14 protein-coding genes are annotated in these 16,188 nt (G+C 60.0%); 8 read left to right on the top strand and 6 right to left on the bottom strand.

The genetic code is table 11. The features are described 5' to 3' along the window. The first annotated feature begins 494 nt into the window (after window positions 1–494). On the top strand, window positions 495–668 hold the full coding sequence (locus QA645_RS38465) for a hypothetical protein (RefSeq protein ID WP_283046246.1): 174 nt from the start codon (window positions 495–497) through the stop codon (window positions 666–668). 140 nt (window positions 669–808) lie between these two features. Here QA645_RS38465 and QA645_RS38460 read toward each other — a convergent pair whose 3' ends face one another. Both QA645_RS38460 and QA645_RS38455 read right to left on the bottom strand, forming a co-directional pair. Beyond that, window positions 809–2,359 carry a Fic family protein gene (locus tag QA645_RS38460; RefSeq protein ID WP_283046245.1) on the bottom strand — a complete coding sequence of 517 codons (1,551 nt, stop codon included), beginning with the start codon at window positions 2,357–2,359 and terminating at the stop codon, window positions 809–811. A gap of 475 nt (window positions 2,360–2,834) precedes the next feature. Next, window positions 2,835–3,515: a S1/P1 nuclease gene (locus QA645_RS38455; protein WP_283053506.1), complete on the bottom strand. Its 681-nt coding sequence runs from the start codon at window positions 3,513–3,515 to the stop codon at window positions 2,835–2,837. Window positions 3,516–3,604: 89 nt separating this feature from the next. Between QA645_RS38455 and QA645_RS38450 the strand changes: the two genes are divergently transcribed. Further along, entirely contained in the window at window positions 3,605–3,865 is a 261-nt protein-coding gene (locus tag QA645_RS38450) for a hypothetical protein (protein WP_283046244.1), read from the top strand. On the opposite strand, the gene QA645_RS38445 is transcribed toward QA645_RS38450, so the two are convergent. Together QA645_RS38445 and QA645_RS38440 are read right to left on the bottom strand one after the other, a co-directional pair. Further along, a complete protein-coding gene (locus QA645_RS38445; protein ID WP_283046243.1) occupies window positions 3,838–4,626 on the bottom strand; it encodes a hypothetical protein in 789 nt (262 codons plus the stop codon). The genes QA645_RS38450 and QA645_RS38445 overlap by 28 nt on opposite strands. 25 nt (window positions 4,627–4,651) lie before the next feature. Then, entirely contained in the window at window positions 4,652–5,494 is an 843-nt protein-coding gene (locus tag QA645_RS38440) for a S1/P1 nuclease (RefSeq protein ID WP_283046242.1), read from the bottom strand. 729 nt (window positions 5,495–6,223) lie between these two features. Between QA645_RS38440 and QA645_RS38435 the strand changes: the two genes are divergently transcribed. Continuing rightward, complete coding sequence (locus QA645_RS38435; RefSeq protein ID WP_283046241.1) at window positions 6,224–6,553, top strand: hypothetical protein; 330 nt, start codon at window positions 6,224–6,226, stop codon at window positions 6,551–6,553. 483 nt (window positions 6,554–7,036) lie between these two features. Here the strand turns inward: QA645_RS38435 and QA645_RS38430 are convergent, their stop codons facing one another. After that, complete coding sequence (locus QA645_RS38430; RefSeq protein WP_283046240.1) at window positions 7,037–7,837, bottom strand: hypothetical protein; 801 nt, start codon at window positions 7,835–7,837, stop codon at window positions 7,037–7,039. Between the two features lie 102 nt (window positions 7,838–7,939). Between QA645_RS38430 and QA645_RS38425 the strand changes: the two genes are divergently transcribed. The 4 genes from QA645_RS38425 to QA645_RS38410 all read left to right on the top strand — a co-directional run bounded on the left by QA645_RS38425 (window position 7,940) and on the right by QA645_RS38410 (window position 13,089). Beyond that, window positions 7,940–8,164 (top strand): hypothetical protein, encoded by a 225-nt coding sequence (locus QA645_RS38425; protein ID WP_283046239.1) that lies wholly within the window; start codon window positions 7,940–7,942, stop codon window positions 8,162–8,164. A 2,089-nt stretch (window positions 8,165–10,253) separates the two neighbouring features. Beyond that, window positions 10,254–10,685, top strand: a complete 432-nt coding sequence (locus tag QA645_RS38420) for a hypothetical protein (protein WP_254134618.1) — start codon at window positions 10,254–10,256, stop codon at window positions 10,683–10,685. Between the two features lie 125 nt (window positions 10,686–10,810). Beyond that, window positions 10,811–12,688 carry a molecular chaperone HtpG gene (gene htpG / locus QA645_RS38415; protein ID WP_283046238.1) on the top strand — a complete coding sequence of 626 codons (1,878 nt, stop codon included), beginning with the start codon at window positions 10,811–10,813 and terminating at the stop codon, window positions 12,686–12,688. A 122-nt stretch (window positions 12,689–12,810) separates the two neighbouring features. Beyond that, the gene (locus QA645_RS38410) at window positions 12,811–13,089 is read left to right on the top strand and encodes a DUF3551 domain-containing protein (RefSeq protein ID WP_254195780.1); all 279 of its coding nucleotides are present in this window, start codon (window positions 12,811–12,813) and stop codon (window positions 13,087–13,089) included. Window positions 13,090–13,158: 69 nt separating this feature from the next. Here QA645_RS38410 and QA645_RS38405 read toward each other — a convergent pair whose 3' ends face one another. Beyond that, the gene (locus QA645_RS38405) at window positions 13,159–14,139 is read right to left on the bottom strand and encodes a tripartite tricarboxylate transporter substrate binding protein (protein WP_283046237.1); all 981 of its coding nucleotides are present in this window, start codon (window positions 14,137–14,139) and stop codon (window positions 13,159–13,161) included. A 226-nt stretch (window positions 14,140–14,365) separates the two neighbouring features. Here QA645_RS38405 and QA645_RS38400 point away from each other — a divergent pair, with 226 nt between their 5' ends. After that, entirely contained in the window at window positions 14,366–16,180 is a 1,815-nt protein-coding gene (locus tag QA645_RS38400) for a long-chain-acyl-CoA synthetase (RefSeq protein ID WP_283046236.1), read from the top strand. Window positions 16,181–16,188 lie beyond the last annotated feature (8 nt).

Below are 16,188 nucleotides of genomic sequence, written 5' to 3'. Positions count from 1 at the left end.
CGATATGCGGGTACATCTTAGAAGACTAAATTTTGTGGACTTCAGTTCGCGCCCGCCGGCTGCAGGCTGGCACAAACAGGCAAGCCGGGATCTGATTGCCATTTAAGCGAGCCCCTCTTTTCCGCTGGGGCTTGGGCAATTCACTTGGAGCAGCGCTTGAAGTGATGATACAAGCACCAACCGCCGACGTCCGACGGACCTCGTGTCCAGTTTTCCTGCGCCTATCAACTCGTAGAGTTTGGTACGCCCCAGGCCGGTAGCTTGGCACGCTTCATCGATCGTACAGGTCAGCCGCTCGGGAAACCGTATTCTTCTTCGGTCGGAAGGCTTCGAAGTGGGGAGATTCCGCTCGACTTGTTCTCGCGCATCTTGACGCATAGGTCCAGCCTTTCAAACTCGACTGACGAGAGTTGCTTGAGCGGCCAAAAAACGTCAATGCGAACACATGAGCGTCAGCGCGTGCGGTGGCGAAAACCAGCGATGATTAGACTCTATTGCCCCAGGACGCGCTTTACGTCTCGCCCTTCGCGGATGAGACGGAGTGCGTCGACCTCGTCGCGCTCAAGCAGACGGACGCGCTGGGCAGCTATCGCCGTGCCGTCGGCTGGACCGACGACACGCGGGATCGCCGCGGCCTCGACAGAAGCTATCTGCTCTTCGGCCATTGAGCTCCGGGCCCTAACCCGAGCCATCAAGGAGACCGACTTCCGGCGAGAGAATAGAACTAGATATTGACCGGCTCAAAGATGTATCCGCGGCGAATCTGCTGTTCGAGCGACATTCTCTGGTCCGATGTGTCGTCAGTTAGCTACGGCTCGCCTTGATCGAACGATTCTGCGTATAGTTGTTCGATCTTCGAAACTTCGTCCTCACTTAGAGCTGCGAACTCGCTTTCTCGCGCTCGCTTCGACAGCTTGCCCTGATTTTGCCTGAGGAAGCCGAACAGATTGTTCAGCGTCCGCTCAGGCATGTCGATCATGTTTTCGACACCGGCACGGAAAGTGTCGAAACTGAGAAGAAAGCGGGTCTCGTTCGGAAGATCACTCTCGATCGTCTGACGCACACAGGCATACAGAAATTCCGCGTGCGGCGTCGCGTCAAAAAAGCGATAGAAGTCAGCAGTATCGTTGAGGACCTTGACGTTCCCGCTCGGCGTGGCCTCCCACTGGATACAGGGGAGCAGCCTGCCCGAATAGCTCTCAAGCACGCGTCTGTACTCGGCGATCCGATCGAGGATGGCCGATGATACCGGAAAATGCACCCCGGCCGGGTTGAATCCGCGACGCGCGAGAACATGGTGCATCAGATAACGATGAATGCGCCCATTGCCGTCCTCGAACGGATGGATATACACGAAGCCGAAGGCCAGCACGGCCGCCGCGATCACGGCATCGATGTCGTTCTCGACGCTATGGTCGAAAGCGATCAATCCCGCCATGAGCGAAGCGATATCTTCATGTCGCGAACTGATATGGTCCGGAATAGGGCGCTGCGTATCGCGGTCGTGCTCGCCGACGAACCCGCCGTCCTTGCGGAAGCCGAGCTTCACGAAACGCTCGTCCCCAATGACGATGCGCTGCAGACGAAGGAACTCCTGCTCGTCGAGTGCTGCGCTGCCTGCCTCGCCAATAGCGCGGCCCCAACGCTGGACACGATCCTGCGGCGGCCTTTCTCCCTCAATCACGTAGCTGGATTTTGAGTCCTTCAGCAGAAGGAAGGCGGCGGTGCGGGCAAGCAGATCCTTGGGCACTTGACTGACAACGGCGCGCGCGCGCTCCTTCCAGTCCTGTGTGATGAAGTCGTTCAGCGCAGGAGTCCTGAAGACAAGCGGACAAAATTCGGGTGTACCGGGAAGATTGTTGCGGACCCGATGCCGAGCCGAGTTATGTCCTGCGCCTCCGAATTGGATGTCGGTATCGACAGCATCCACATACGAGACCTTGTCTGCGGCAGGCAGCTCTAGCTCGCGGCCGAGCAGCCACTCGTACAGAAACCAGATACGGCGCGTGTAGAGGCCGGTAGGCTTCTGCCGTACGAGCTCTGCGATATCTCCCTCCTTGACGGCGAGGAATAGCCGCTTCAGGAGGGCGAGATCCAGGCCCTCGTACTTGAGGGCAAAGGTCAGGTGCCCCTCAAGCGAGGCTTCGGGGGCATGACGAGGCGTATAAATGCGCCAGCCGCCCTGTTCGAGGATGCGGTGCTTGGTACCGATCGCAGAGAGTGTCCGGGGCACCGGCACGGCCAGATCGTAAGCCTCGATCAACGCTGCGTAGCCTGCTGGAACGCCCGTTTCGGGCAGCCGCCGGTCATGAAAAACGCTCACTGGGCCTGAAAAGGGTGCGCTCAACCCAAGATCCATGAAAAAGGCTCTTTTTGCCGTGAATTCTTTTCACGGAGCTCACGGCTCGTGAATTTCAATCGTATCGCATGAAAAATGATCTCTCAAGTCGATTTTTGTGAAAAATGCTCACGCAGGTTCCATTTCCGAGACCCGGCCTTGGCAAATTTCGAGAGAAATCAGTGCCAGAGGGGCGCCGCCGAGCGGGAGACTCTTGTTCCTATGACCTCGGACCTCGCCCAGCCTGCCCGATTACAACCCCTCTGATGGACAGCATTTCCAGCTCAGCAAGAGGATCGTCAAATAGCCAGCTCCAACGAGCCGTTTCCTGTGCATCGCGTTCAATGCTCGCCGCATCAGGTGGATCCGGCAGCGATTTGCCCTCGAAGGTAATCCCGAGCGGATCGTCCCATGCGCAAGGAATCAATTGCTGGTCGATCCCGGTGTGCTCGTCAAGCTCGCCTTGTAGCGGGCAAGACGAACGCCCGTGCCGTGCTCATTCCAAGGCTTCCTGCAGCAATCTTGCAAGACGGAGCCCCGCCTTCGCAATCTGCTCCTTGACCACCGCAACGGCACGATCATCGTAGTTTGCATCGACACGAAAGACCTTTGATGGACCGCACCGGGTGTCCGGCTTCCCATGACGATCCTTGAATTCAAAGTCAGTTTGCTCGGGCTCCTGATCAATGGCTCCCGCGTACACCTTGCCTTTGGCGATCTGAAAGGATTCTGTGGCCCAGTCGCTAGCCGTACCTCCGCTCCACTTCTGGATATTCGCCTTCGTAAGAAGCTGTGAGACGGTGTCGGCCGCCTCGTCGACATCCTTGCCAAGTGCCTTCTGAACCAGATTCGTGTCCCAATAGGCGTGCAACCTTACCGGAACAGTCGCGCGGCCATGAAGAATGCCGACGCAGTTTCCTCCAAAATCTTCATTCCCCGTATCGGAATCGACATGCGTCGATGCGTGGAGCGGTTGGTGTACGTCACCGACGAAATGAAGCAGGAATTGCAGGGCAAGCAATTGCTCCTTTTTCGGTGTGTCCGGATCGGCCAGCTCGGTTTTGAATTGATCAATCTTGTGAACGACGCAGTCATGTGGATTTCCCTGGCTGGCAACGTCTTCAGCCGCCAGCTTGCCGAAGCAGGCTTTGTCGAGATCGGGATGATCGAGGTCTATATCGACGAAGTGCCACTCACGCGTGGCGGCCCTGGCCTCCGGACTGCTCTCGCGAAGGCGTCCGCCCAGGTTGCCTCGCTTGCGATGTCATGATCGGTCAAGTCGCCCTGGTCTCTCCGGAGCAGGGTCTTTACGCGTTTGAGAGTTTCCGGGCTCTCCTGTTGGAGAATGGCGGCCGCGACGGCGCCGATGATTTCGTGGCCTTCATTTCCCCACGCAAGGCATTGCCCGCATCCGAGCAGAACGCCAATAGCAGTTGCTCCAGCCAATCCAGCAATCTTGCGCATGTCTGCTCCTCAATGAAACACGAGCCGGCAAATACTCACTTCAACGGGCAATTCCCTGCATAACCGGGGGCAGCCTGCGTCTCATACTGTGATGGAGATACCGGTTGGCCGTCGAACCAGACCGCCCATTGGCGGGCAATGGCCGCGGGACCGGCGTGACGCCGCCTCTCGTTGATGCCGCGGACGATGTTCCACTCATCATGCGATCCGAGGCTAAAGGCGACTGAGGCGCGCAGGGCGTAATAATTCCTGAACAAGCGCTTATCGACGACTTTGATTTGAGGGTCGTCGGCCGCACGTTTGTCATACTCGGCCTCGAGCTGTGCCATCACATCGGTATCGGCAAGCCTCAAGCCTCGTTTGAAATCGTCAGGGCCAGTGAAGTAGACAAAATCAAAATCCGAGCCATCACCCGCCGCGCCTTCCAGAACCCGTGTCCACATCAGCATGTAGTCGGCCCCGCCGGCGCCGTCGGGAAGCGTCCAGCTCTTTTCGCCTGGGTTGAGCATCCACAGCGAGTTCGCTCCGAACTTCGTCTCGAGGCGCTGCTTGACGTCGCTTGCGACATCGAGATTTACCTTGAGATAGGACCCTTCGAGCGTTGATATTGGAATGCTGATATATCCGGTCGCTTTGCCGGTGGTGCGCTCACTGCTCAGTCGCGCGCGGATCGTTGTGACCCGTTCCTGAATGGCAGGAAGCAGGTCGGCGTTTACGCAAAAGCAGGTGCCCGACTGGGTGCATGAAGTGATAGCCTCGGCACCAGCCTTTGCTCCAAAAGCTGCCATCGCGGCAACCACGAGTACAAGCGGCAGCGTTCGCATTGGTGTCTCCAGCCAAGAGCGAGGGTCATTGCGCCGGGCAGGCGTTGGACGCATAAGCGTTGTTCAGGAATGCCGCGAGCCGGATCCCCGCTTTGCCGAGCTGGCGATCCAGCACCGGCAGGACTTCATTGTAGTAGTTGTCGTCGAGAACTTTGTTATCGGGCACGGCATTCCAGACGGACTGAGCCGCAACGTGGGTTTCAAGGATCCAGTCGGTGGGCGTTCCTATCGCGAGTGCCTTAGCTTCTTCGCTCTGCAGCCATCCATCTTCAAGGCGGTCCACGTAGGCGCCCCAGTCCCAGACCGTCTTCATGATGAGGCCGGTATCCCAGGCTGCATGAAAGTTTGAATGATTGTGGGTCGGATGGCATGTACCCGTGCAGCTCTTGCCCTGCATAAAGATGTCGACCTGCACACCGTTTCCGCCTCGCTCCTCCAGCACCGTGTGCAGGGGTTGGTGGGCGTCTCCCACGAAATGCACAGCAAACTTGAGCGCCTCAATCTTTTTGTCAGTGGATCCGCACCGAAGCTCGGTCTTAAGCCGCTCGAGCTCCGCAATCGTGCAGTCACCTTTCTCCGGGTCCTGCTTGCAGTCCGCGCCAGCATCGTAGGTGCTGCGGGCGATGGGAATGTCGACGAAATGCCAGTTGTACGTCGAGGGGCGAGCGTCGCGCACATCGTCGGCCCAACTGCCGACCGAGGCAAGCGAATGGCCGCGCCCCAGTATTCGCCCGACGGCATCGGCCGCTTCAGGTGAGAGCCGCCGCTGCGCGATCTCGGCGACAATCGAATGGCCTTCCTGGCCCCATGCGTGCGCAGCTGTGATCAGCAGGCATGAAAATATCAGAGAGAGGCAATATGCGCGCATGGAAACCTCAAATAAAGCCGGATTGTGGCATGTTGTAAGAACAATCGCAAGATGCATAGTGCGAATGGGGCACGGATCTTCCGCGCGTCGACGGTGAATTCAAACTGAGGATCGATGTTTGCGAACCGTATCCTTTTCGGACGACCCCGGCTTTGACATCGCCGAAACCGGCATCGAGTAGATGGGCGGTGAAATCCGTCGAAGAAGCACTTCTAAATGCAGAATCTGAGCGCCTATCCCAGAGTTGTTGCATTCACTCGGTGCGAAATACCTCTACTCTGCATGGGCAAGCGTAAGCGTTCGGGACTGAGCCGGCTGCTTGTAGTCCGGCAAAGCGAATTCATCCGGATCTGCCGCAGCTGTTAGGAGTAGGATATGGCGTGCCATTTCTACCGACTCCGTATGGGCATGTATGCCGAGGCCTTGTTTCGGCGCAGCAGGCGGGACTTGGGGCAACGGCTCTGGCTGCAGTACAACCTGATGCGCCTTGGGAACGAGCTGGCTCAATCCCATCGCCAGTCGAGCAATGCACCAGTCAGTCCTGCATGCAAACGGGGCGGCTGAGCCCATCATCGAGCTGGATTAGCTCCGGGCCGATGGCGCGGATTTGCTTAAGCCGCAACGCAGTTGTTCGCATCCGGACAAATGCTTTCGAACCACAGAACGCGGCTGAAGCGCAGTTCATGTAGGCTGGGGCTGAAACAGCAGGCGCTTTGAGCGAAACCTGAGATGACGATCAAGATCCCAGAAGAATCGACGAGCATCGTGGAGGCCTCGTCCGAATCTGCAGGCGGAAATATTGTCGCGTTTCCCTTCGGCGGCGCGAGAAGCCATCGTATCGAAGAGACTAGAAGACACTGTGAAACGCTGCGACAAAGCGTTGAGATACTGCGCGAATCTCTCAAGACCTTAGAGAACATCACTGAGAGTGTCGGCGACTTGCGGGCACGCGAGAGACTTCAATTCCACATAGCTTGGCTGCATGACCTTTTTCTGCTCAGGTTAGATCAACTGTCGGAAACCGATCGCTTGCTGCAAAAAATTCTTCTGCGTACTTGAGTCGTCCGAACCACGGCGCCGACGACCAGCCTGGCCAGGTTGATCGCGAAGTTCGGAGTTTTGAAGCCGGCTTCGCCGATCGGCATGACTCAGTACCACCGCTATAAGCGGGCGAACGAGGAGACGGTCTGGCGGCTTGCCGACTGCAAAGTTCGGGAAGCCGACGCAACGAACGTTTGCGCCGCGCTATCCGATTGAGCTGACGCCGACCGGATTTCAATCCATTCCACAGACATCTCGATCGACGGGGATACAGACCACCCGGACTTCGCGGCGTCGCCGCACCTCAAGCTCAGGGCCGACTTATGTCTTCCGTTGCTCGGTATGTGGCAAGCTGTTCGAACGCAAGACTCATGACAGCGCGCTGCGACCGCATAAGAACCGGGCGGGCTACCAGTGCTATGGCACTTACGGAACGTATGTCCGCACTAAGTACTGATTTGAGCTACTTGGTTTTGGCCTCGCCTTCGCCCGATTGGTCAATCAAAGTAGCATCATATTGGATGCGTCCGACTCTTTCGAAATGCAATGTTGTTGGCAGTGAGCAAGCCTTACAAGTAACGTCGATACCTTCTTTCGCTTGGCTCTGGACGATGTCCTGAAATGCCCCGCAGCGCGGACAATCCAAGAGAAGCTTCGGGGAATGAAACGAATATGGCCGCTTTCTTCGTTTTCAACATCATAGGTTTGTCCGCAGTTGCCACACTCCACGGTCCCGCCGGATAGAATGAACTCTCGACGTCGCGCAACGGGGGTTTCACACTCGCAGCAATTGAAATGATAGAGATTTCCAAGATTTCCAATGATCCGGCCGGGAGCCAATATCGCTGAAATTCGATTGTGAATTTCGAGAGCTCTTGCACGCGCAGGCGCGAAATCAGCTAAGCGAGCGGACTGACGAATTGTAGGAACATGCAGGAAGCTGCCCAGAGCATGGTAACTGTTGCGCAAGTAGCCGATCGGCAACCTTCGGTCCTCTCCGAGCACCTTCCAGGCACCGTTCTCCTCGTTTTCGGTGGCATTCCGTTTCACGCGAAGCTTGTAGCTGGCTTTCGAATTGGGATCGATTGCAAGCAATTCCTTCAGCACCTTGTCGGGTTGCCAGGTCTCTACCGCTCGCAACGGCACTTCGCTGAGATACTTTTGAAGTAAGCTGTAAGCGTATGCCTCGAGCGATTTGCGTAGTTCCAGGCAAGCATAGACGAGATCATCGTCGTCGCCGGATGCCAAAAGGGCGGCACCTTTTTCAAGATGTGTGCGGGTTAGATGCCAGTAGTCGGACATGTGCCAAAACCTGAATGTGCGCGGCCGATCGAACGAGTCGGTATCCAGCAGCATATCAGCCGTTGTAGAACCACCGCGCAATGCCGATTATTCGGCGATGAGATGGATTTTCTCGCCTTCTATCTCGAAACAGGCTTCAACGTTGGCGATCTCGAAAAAGAGGGGGTTTCACTCGCCCTGACCGGAACGTCCGCGCCCATCGATCCCTATTACAACAGCCGGGATGCGGGGGGTGTACTTAAAAGCCAGCGCCAAAACTTAGCCCCTATTTTTCCACGCTCATCATCGCGATCGAAAGCCGCTCGTTTTCCGGTTGGTCGACGGTGACGACGGACTTGTTACGATGTGCGAGTTGGGAGGAGCAGAGGAAGATCGAGGAGCTCCTGGCGCAGTTGAAGAAGAAGGTTGAAAGTAACTGGCGTGATCCGGAACACGAATGTTCACTTGTCATCAGTCCGCCCGAGGCGCGCGATACGGCTGTGGTGTTTTATGCGTATCCGCCGCAGCATGTATCGCGTCGAAGGGAGACAGCAGAGGAGTTGGCGTCCAAGGCACTGGAGGTAAGCGGTCGGCAAAGATGCATAATAGATCTGCCGGAACACTGCGCGATGGGATGAACCCTACAAATCCATCGTCATCGTGCATGCAGCTCCCGATCAGGCAGGCGAAGCTGCTGGCCGTTCGTAATGGGGCGGAGTTATTGCTGAGTTTGTTGCGTTGACTGTGCCGCTTCGTTTGTCGCGTCTAAAGGCTTGCATAACGAGCGATAAGAAAATCAAGTGCGCCTCGGAGTATTGGCGTCACCTTGACGATATCGTCGTAGTTTTCCTCTGCGAGTTCTTTAGTCAGGTAAACGTGCGACGTCGTGTTCCTTCGATCAAGCATGTCCAGCCAAACTTCTTCCTCATGAAGCCAGCCGACACGGAATGCTTCCTTGAAACTCTCACGTGGGGTGTTCGGACTAAACAGGCGTGCCTCCGGGCCGCGTCCGTGAGCTTGCCGGGCAACGGCCAGGTCAGGCTCGCCGCCTCGAACCGCCGGATCGTCAGCCGCACCGTCGAGTGGGGGTGCCCGACCCGCCGCGCAATCTTGCGGCTCGGCAGCCCGGCCGCCTTCATCCCAATCACATCGAGCACATGGCGCATCGCAAGCCTCTCCGTCGGCATCAAGGGTCCCCCTTCGCAGAGCCGAAAGGGATGACCCTATGGGAGCCGGAAGAGGCATCGTCACCCGGGCGACATCATCCCGGAATGGCGGGCGACCTCATCTCGGAGGGTGGACGACTTCAAATCGGAATGGTGGGCGAGATCATCTCGCAACGCTGGGCGACATCGAGGGGAATCCGCACGGATTTGGATCTCTCCGAGATCGGGGGGCGCACGATGGCTCCGCCAAGAATTCGCAAGTTTGGTGCTCTGGCGCTCAAGTCATGCGGGCCGGCCGCTTCCCGCAGACTTGCGACGGCGATGACGGAGCTAAAGAATTGCGCCCCGAAACTGATATCCGCTCTCTTTCTAGTCACCGCTGACGTGCGCTAGCGCACGCGACAGCCCGCGCGTGTTCGCATTGACGGATTTGGGTCGCACAGCAACTCTCATCCCGATGAGTCTAATAGGGTGGCCTATGCGTCGGGACCAGGAACAGAGAAACCGCGGAGAACAGATTATAGACAGTCTGTCCACTTCGAAGGCTTCAGATCTAAGAAAAATACCATTCGCCGAGCGCTTGACCTGTACGATCGACGAAGCGTGCCAAGCGACCGGCTTGGGTCGAACCAAACTCTATGAATTGATAGGGGCGGGACAGCTCGATACCAGAACCGTCGGACGTCGCCGACTCGTGCTTGTGCGCTCACTCCACTCCCTACTCGACGCCAGTTGTTCAAAGGCTGACGGCATCGAAGACGTTTTGTAGCAAACCGATTTTTGGGATGCGGTGTTTGGTCGACCAAGGATGCGAGCTCACCTCAGCACGGTGAGCTCCTTGCAACATTCTCGGCCCGCGCGCGTACAGCTACCAATCCCGTAACCCAGCCTGGCATCTCTTCAAAGCGCGCGAGACCTTTGGTCGCGCCCGACCGCGGTCCAAGTAATGCATGAAGTTCCGGTACGAGCAGATACAATGGTGGGGCGGCTGGTGGGGCGGTAGTCAAAAGATGCAGAATATCAGCAGAAAAAAGTAAGGCGCGACTGGCATCACCACAGTCGCGCCCTACGTCGCCGGCTTATGGGGCAGGGGGGAATAGCCGGCTGTTGAGACGACTCCCAGGCGCGGGAGTCGTTCCAGGCGGCTGCAAAATTTTTTGTGCGGCCTGGCGTGAATTTGGCACACGGTTAAGTGATCTTAACCTCTGGGAAACTCCTGTCCTCTCCTCGCGTTGTTCCCGTGATCGCCATGGGGCGAGGGACCGACAGCCATGCCACAGATTCAAAAGGTATTTTTGGGTGCCGTCGCCATCGCCGCGACGCTTTGCGCCGTTCAGGTCGGCGCCGTTCAGCTTGCCTCCGGCCACGATCTGGCCGAACGCTGGCAGGCTCTCGCCGAGCAGCCGGGCCAGACCTCGGGTCGGAATGTCGCAAGTCATGACGTCAATCGCGCCAGCAAGTCCGACCGGCTCGCCGACCTCAAGCCGGCGGCCGCTCCGACCCGCACCGTCTCGATGCGGCTGAACGATCTGGCCGACACGTCCGTGCTGATCCGGGTCCCCGCGGTGGTCGAGACCGGCAATGCCAAGCCCTCAACCATGCTGTTGAAGCCGGGCCGCAAGCCGACCATCGCGTGTGAGCCGATGGTGAGCTCCCTGACCGAGGTCGCCAAGCTGCTGCAGCCCGGCCGCTGCGTGACCTGATCGGGCCCGTCCCTACCTGCCAAACCGCCCCTCCGCCTGGGGGGCGGCTTTGCACGTCCACTTGATCCCCTATCCCATCGCGTTATATCCCGGGTTTCTCCACTTCCGATTGACCGGGTAAACGCATGACGACGTCCGATACGGCCACGCATACGCAGCCTTTCCAGGCCGAGGTTTCCGAGCTGCTGCACCTGATGGTGCACTCCGTCTATTCGGAGACCGACATCTTCCTGCGCGAGCTGGTCTCCAACGCCTCGGATGCCTGCGACAAGTTGCGCTATGAGGCGATCGCCAATCCGGCCCTGCTGGGTGAGGGCGACGCGCCCAAGATCCGGATCATCCCGAACAAGACGGCAGGGACGCTGACGATCGCCGACAACGGTATCGGCATGGAGCGGCAGGAGCTGATCGATCATCTCGGCACCATCGCCCGCTCCGGCACCAAGGCCTTCGTGTCGAAGCTGAAGGAGGCCAAGGACGGCCTCGGCCTGATCGGCCAGTTCGGCGTCGGCTTCTATTCCGCCTTCATGGTCGCCGACAAGATCGTCGTCGTCAGCCGCCGTGCCGGCGAGAGCGACGTCTGGACCTGGACGTCGTCAGGCGGCTCCGGCTTCGAGATCGCACGCGCGAGCGAGGAGGAGGCGGCGCGTGTGGCGCGCGGCACCGAGATCGTCCTGCACCTGAAGGACGACGCGAAGAAATATCTCGAGACCTACGAGATCGAGCGCATCGTCGGCGCCTATTCCGACAACATCCTCTTCCCGATCGAGCTGGTGCCGGAAGAAGGCGAACCGCGCCAGATCAATTCGGCGAGCGCGCTGTGGCAGCGTTCGAAATCCGAGCTTTCGACGGAAGACTACAAGAAGGCCTACCAGCAGATCGCGTCTGCCTTCGACGATCCCGCGATGACGCTGCATTATCGCGCCGAGGGGCGCTACTCCTATGCCGTGCTGCTGTTCGCGCCGTCGACCAAGCCGTTCGACCTGTTCGAGCCGAACCGCAAGGGCCGCGTCAAGCTCTATGTCCGCCGCGTCTTCATCACCGACGATGCGGATCTCCTGCCGGGCTATCTCCGCTTCATCCGCGGCGTCGTCGACAGCGAAGATCTCCCGCTCAACATCTCGCGCGAGATGCTCCAGAACAACCCGCAGCTGGCGCAGATCCGCAAGGCCGTGGCGACCCGCGTCGTCAACGAGCTCGAAAGCCTCGCCGAGAAGGACGCCGAGAATTTCGCAAAGATCTGGGACGCTTTCGGCGCGGTGCTGAAAGAGGGCATCTACGAAGATTTCGAGCGCCGGGAAAAGCTGCTCGCGCTGTCTCGCTTCACCACCACGACCGGCGAGAAACGCGCGCTCAAGGACATCGTCGCCGATTTCAAGCCGAACCAGACCGAGATCTATTATCTCGTCGGCGACAGCATCGAGCGGCTGAAGTCCAGTCCGCGGCTGGAAGCCGCCGCCGCGCGCGGCATCGAGGTGCTGCTGCTGTCCGATCCGGTCGATGCGTTCTGGACCTCGATGCCGACGGAGTTCGAGGGCAAGCCGCTGAAGTCGCTGAGCCAGGGCGATCTCAATCTCGACCTGATCCCGCGCGTCGACGACAAGGACGAGACGAAGAAGGACGAGCCCGAGGCCGACGAGGCCGCCACCATCGCGGTGATCAAGGCGGCGCTTGGCGAGCGCGTCAGCGACGTCAAGGCCTCGACCCGCCTCACCAGCTCCGCTTCCTGCCTCGTCGCCGACAGCCAGGGTCCAAGCCGCGAGCTCGAGCGCCTGCTGGCGCAGCAGAACCGCGGCATGCGCACCAAGCCGATCCTGGAGATCAATCTGCGCCACCCCATGGTCACGGCGATCACCAAGGCCCAAGCCGGCTCGAACACGGTCGATGACCTCAGCCTGCTCCTGCTCGAACAGGCGCAGATTCTGGATGGCGAGCTGCCGGAAGATCCGGCCGCGTTTGCGGCAAGGCTGAATCGTCTCGTGCTGCAGGGGCTGGGTGGGTAGCGCCACGGCGCGCTCACCTTGCCGTCATTGTCCCCAGGAACAGTCGCCTCGGGCGTAGCGTTGTGTCATAGGAGGCCGTCGGCATCAGATCCGTCGACGCCACCTATTCGAGGAAATGTCCGATGCGCCTCCCTGTCCTGACCCTCACCGCCATCGCAGCGCTTTTCGTCGCGACTTCTGCCAGCGCCCAGCGTTACGACCCGCGTTATCCGGTGTGCATGCACATCTGGTCGGGCGGCCCTCACGGCGGCGCCAGCGACTGGTACGATTGCTCGTTTACATCAATTGAGCAGTGCCGCGCGACGGCATCGGGCCTTTCCGCGATGTGTGACGTCAACCCCTATTACGCCTTCGATCGGCAGCAGCCTCCGGCGCGCAAGCGTCACAAGACGGTGTACTGACGGACTGTGGATGCGATGTCCGGCGGATTGTTCGACCAAGCAATCAATCCGCCTGACGCGTGGAAGAGGTTATTCCTTCCGGATCCCCGACAGCTCCACCACCTTGCGCCAGCGCTCGGTCTCGGCGGTCAGCATGCCGCCGAACTCGCCTGCATTGCCGTGTAGCGGGATCGCGCCGAGCTCGGCGATGCGCGCCTTGATCTCGGCGTCGGACAGCGCCGTGTCGACCTCGCGATTGAGCAGGTCGACGATCTCGCGCGGCGTGTCGTAGGGGGCGCCGACGCCGTAGAACGAGGATGTCTCGTAGCCGGGAAGCGTGCCGGCGATCGGTGGTACCTCAGGCAAGATCTCCGAGCGCTCGCCCGTGGTGACGCCGAGCGCACGCAGCTTGCCGGCGCGCACCAGCTCGAAGGACGAGGTGACGTTGTCGAACATGCCCTGGATCTGGCCGCTCATCACGTCGGTCAGGCCCGGTGCGGAGCCACGGTAGGGCACGTGGGTGAACTGCACGCCGGCCATCGACTTGAACAGCTCGCCGGAGAGATGCAGCGAGGTGCCGATGCCGGACGAGGCGATCGACATCTTGCCGGGATTAGCCTTGGCGTAGGCGATGAAGTCGGCAACGCTCTTGACCGGCAAGTCGTTGTTGACGACCAGCACCAGCGGAATCCGCGCAACGCCGGCGACCGGCGCGATGCCCTTGGCGAAATCATAGGGCAACGCCGGATCGAACGATGCGTTGATCGCATTCGCAGTCGAGGTCAGCAGCAGCGTGTAGCCGTCCGGCGCCGACGTGATCACCGCCTGCGTGCCGATATTGCTGCCGGCACCAGGCTTGTTCTCGACCACGAAGGTCTGGCCGAGCCAGTCGGACAGCCGTTGGCAGATCAGACGTGACAGCACATCGGTGGCGCCGCCCGGTGCATAGGGCACCACCCATTTCACGCTGCGCGAGGGATAGGACGGGTTGCCGATCGCAAAGGCGCGCGGAGTCGCGAGCGTGGCTGCGGCGCAGGCCGCGGTCTGAAGGAAATGTCGCCTGGTGATCATGATGGCCTCCAGTTCATCTCTCGCGGGGCGAGAGGACGCGCGCAGCACGCTCGAATGACTGGCGTTGCTATCGCAAGAATCGCGCCGGGCCGCACGACGTTCCCGTCGGCTTGGTAAAGGATGATCGCAGTTAATCGAGAGCTAACCGAGTTTTACCTTGTCTCTTAACACCTGGGCAGGGCACGCGCGCTAAGCTGCCGGGAACAAGCAGATACCGCCCGAAAGAATGAACGGCATGACCACCGGCGTCATCGAGCAAACGAAAGCCGCGCGCGCGCCTTCGGCTTCAAAGATCTGGCTGAAGGCGATCGAGCTGACGGCGCGGATCGAGACGCTGCCGGGCCGGCTCTTCGCCGACGTCGTCGACGATTGGGCACGTCGCCAGCCCGACCGCGTCGCGCTGGTCACGGACGACGCAAGCCTCGACTATGACGGCCTGTCGAAGCGCATCAATCGCTATGCGCGCTGGGCACTCTCGGTCGGCGTCGCCAAGGGGGATACTGTCGGCCTGATCTTGCCGAACGGCATCGATTATGTCGCGGCCTGGCTCGGCATCAGCCGTGTTGGCGGCGTGGTGGCGCTGATCAACACCAGGCTCGTCGGGCAATCTCTCGCGCATTGCATCGATGTCGCAAAGCCCTCGCACATCATCGTCGCGCATGACCTCTCGGAGACGCTGGAGAGCGCGGCGCCGCACCTGAAGACCGACGCCAAGGTCTGGACCCATGGCGATGCCCGCAGCGAGCGTGCGATCGATGTTGCGCTCGCCGCGCTCGACGACGAGGCGTTGTTGCCGGAGGAGCACGGCGACGTCACCATCGATGACCGCGCGCTGCTGATCTATACCTCCGGCACCACCGGCCTGCCGAAGGCTGCCAGCATCAGCCATCGCCGCATCCTCAACTGGGGTTTTTGGTTCGCCGGCCTCACCGGCGCGACACCGCAGGACCGTCTCTACGATTGCCTGCCGCTGTTCCACTCGGTCGGCGGCATCGTCGCGCCGTGCAGCATGCTCGCGGCTGGTGGTTCGGTGGTGGTCGCCGAAAAATTCTCGGCGTCGAACTTCTGGCCCGACATCGTGCGGCACGACTGCACCCTGTTTCAGTATATCGGCGAGCTCTGCCGCTATCTGCTCAAGGCGCCGCCGTCGGAATACGAAAACCGCCATCGCCTGCGGCTCGTCTGCGGCAATGGCCTGCGCGGCGATATCTGGGAGGATTTCCAGGGCCGTTTCGCCATTCCCCGCATCCTCGAATTCTACGCCGCGACCGAAGGCAATTTCTCGCTGTTCAACGTCGAGGGGCAGCCGGGCGCCATCGGCCGCATCCCGCCGCTGCTCGCGCATCGCTTTCCCGCCGGTCTCGTCAAGCTCGATCCCGACAGCGGCGCGCCGCTGCGCAATGACGAAGGCTTTTGCTTGGCCTGTGCCCGCGGTGAGCCGGGCGAGGCCATCGGTCGCATCGGCAGGGCGGACGAGGGCGGTGGCCGCTTCGAGGGCTATACCGACGCGGGCGAGACCGAGAAGAAGATTTTGCGCAACGTCTTTGCCAAGGGCGATGCCTGGTTCCGCACCGGCGATCTGATGCAGCTCGACGACAAGGGCTTCTTTCATTTCGTCGATCGTATCGGCGATACCTTCCGGTGGAAGGGCGAGAACGTCGCGACCTCCGAGGTCAACGACGCCGTGCGCGATTTCACCGGCGTGGTCGATGCCACCACCTATGGCGTCAGCATTCCCGGTGCCGATGGCCGCGCCGGCATGAGCGCGATCGTCGTGAACGAGGGCTTTGACATCGCCGCGCTGTCTGCGCATCTCGCGCAGCGGCTGCCGGCCTATGCCCGCCCGGTCTTCATCCGCATCTCGCGCGAGCTCGATGCGACCGAGACATTCAAGCAGAAGAAGGGGGAGCTCGCGCGCGAGGGCTTTGATCCAGGCGCGGTGACGGATCCGCTGTTCATGCTGGAGCCGAAATCCGGCGCTTATGTTGCGCTGGATGGGAAGACGTATGCGCAGGTCGTGGACGGTACGATCCGGCTGTAACGGAAGCA

The sequence above is a fragment of the Bradyrhizobium sp. CIAT3101 genome (assembly GCF_029714945.1).
In the GTDB taxonomy this organism is placed as follows: Bacteria; Pseudomonadota; Alphaproteobacteria; order Rhizobiales; family Xanthobacteraceae; genus Bradyrhizobium.
This window is presented reverse-complemented; position numbering and strand designations above follow the sequence as displayed.

Coding starts and splice junctions, on each gene's coding strand:
- QA645_RS38430 (WP_283046240.1), bottom strand. CDS start 7,837: ATGTCCGACTACTGGCATCTAACCCGCACACATCTTGAAAAAGGTGCC.
- QA645_RS38400 (WP_283046236.1), top strand. CDS start 14,366: ATGAACGGCATGACCACCGGCGTCATCGAGCAAACGAAAGCCGCGCGC.
- QA645_RS38420 (WP_254134618.1), top strand. CDS start 10,254: ATGCCACAGATTCAAAAGGTATTTTTGGGTGCCGTCGCCATCGCCGCG.
- QA645_RS38445 (WP_283046243.1), bottom strand. CDS start 4,626: ATGCGAACGCTGCCGCTTGTACTCGTGGTTGCCGCGATGGCAGCTTTT.
- QA645_RS38435 (WP_283046241.1), top strand. CDS start 6,224: ATGACGATCAAGATCCCAGAAGAATCGACGAGCATCGTGGAGGCCTCG.
- QA645_RS38410 (WP_254195780.1), top strand. CDS start 12,811: ATGCGCCTCCCTGTCCTGACCCTCACCGCCATCGCAGCGCTTTTCGTC.
- QA645_RS38450 (WP_283046244.1), top strand. CDS start 3,605: ATGATCGGTCAAGTCGCCCTGGTCTCTCCGGAGCAGGGTCTTTACGCG.
- QA645_RS38440 (WP_283046242.1), bottom strand. CDS start 5,494: ATGCGCGCATATTGCCTCTCTCTGATATTTTCATGCCTGCTGATCACA.
- QA645_RS38460 (WP_283046245.1), bottom strand. CDS start 2,359: ATGGATCTTGGGTTGAGCGCACCCTTTTCAGGCCCAGTGAGCGTTTTT.
- htpG (WP_283046238.1), top strand. CDS start 10,811: ATGACGACGTCCGATACGGCCACGCATACGCAGCCTTTCCAGGCCGAG.
- QA645_RS38425 (WP_283046239.1), top strand. CDS start 7,940: ATGGATTTTCTCGCCTTCTATCTCGAAACAGGCTTCAACGTTGGCGAT.
- QA645_RS38405 (WP_283046237.1), bottom strand. CDS start 14,139: ATGATCACCAGGCGACATTTCCTTCAGACCGCGGCCTGCGCCGCAGCC.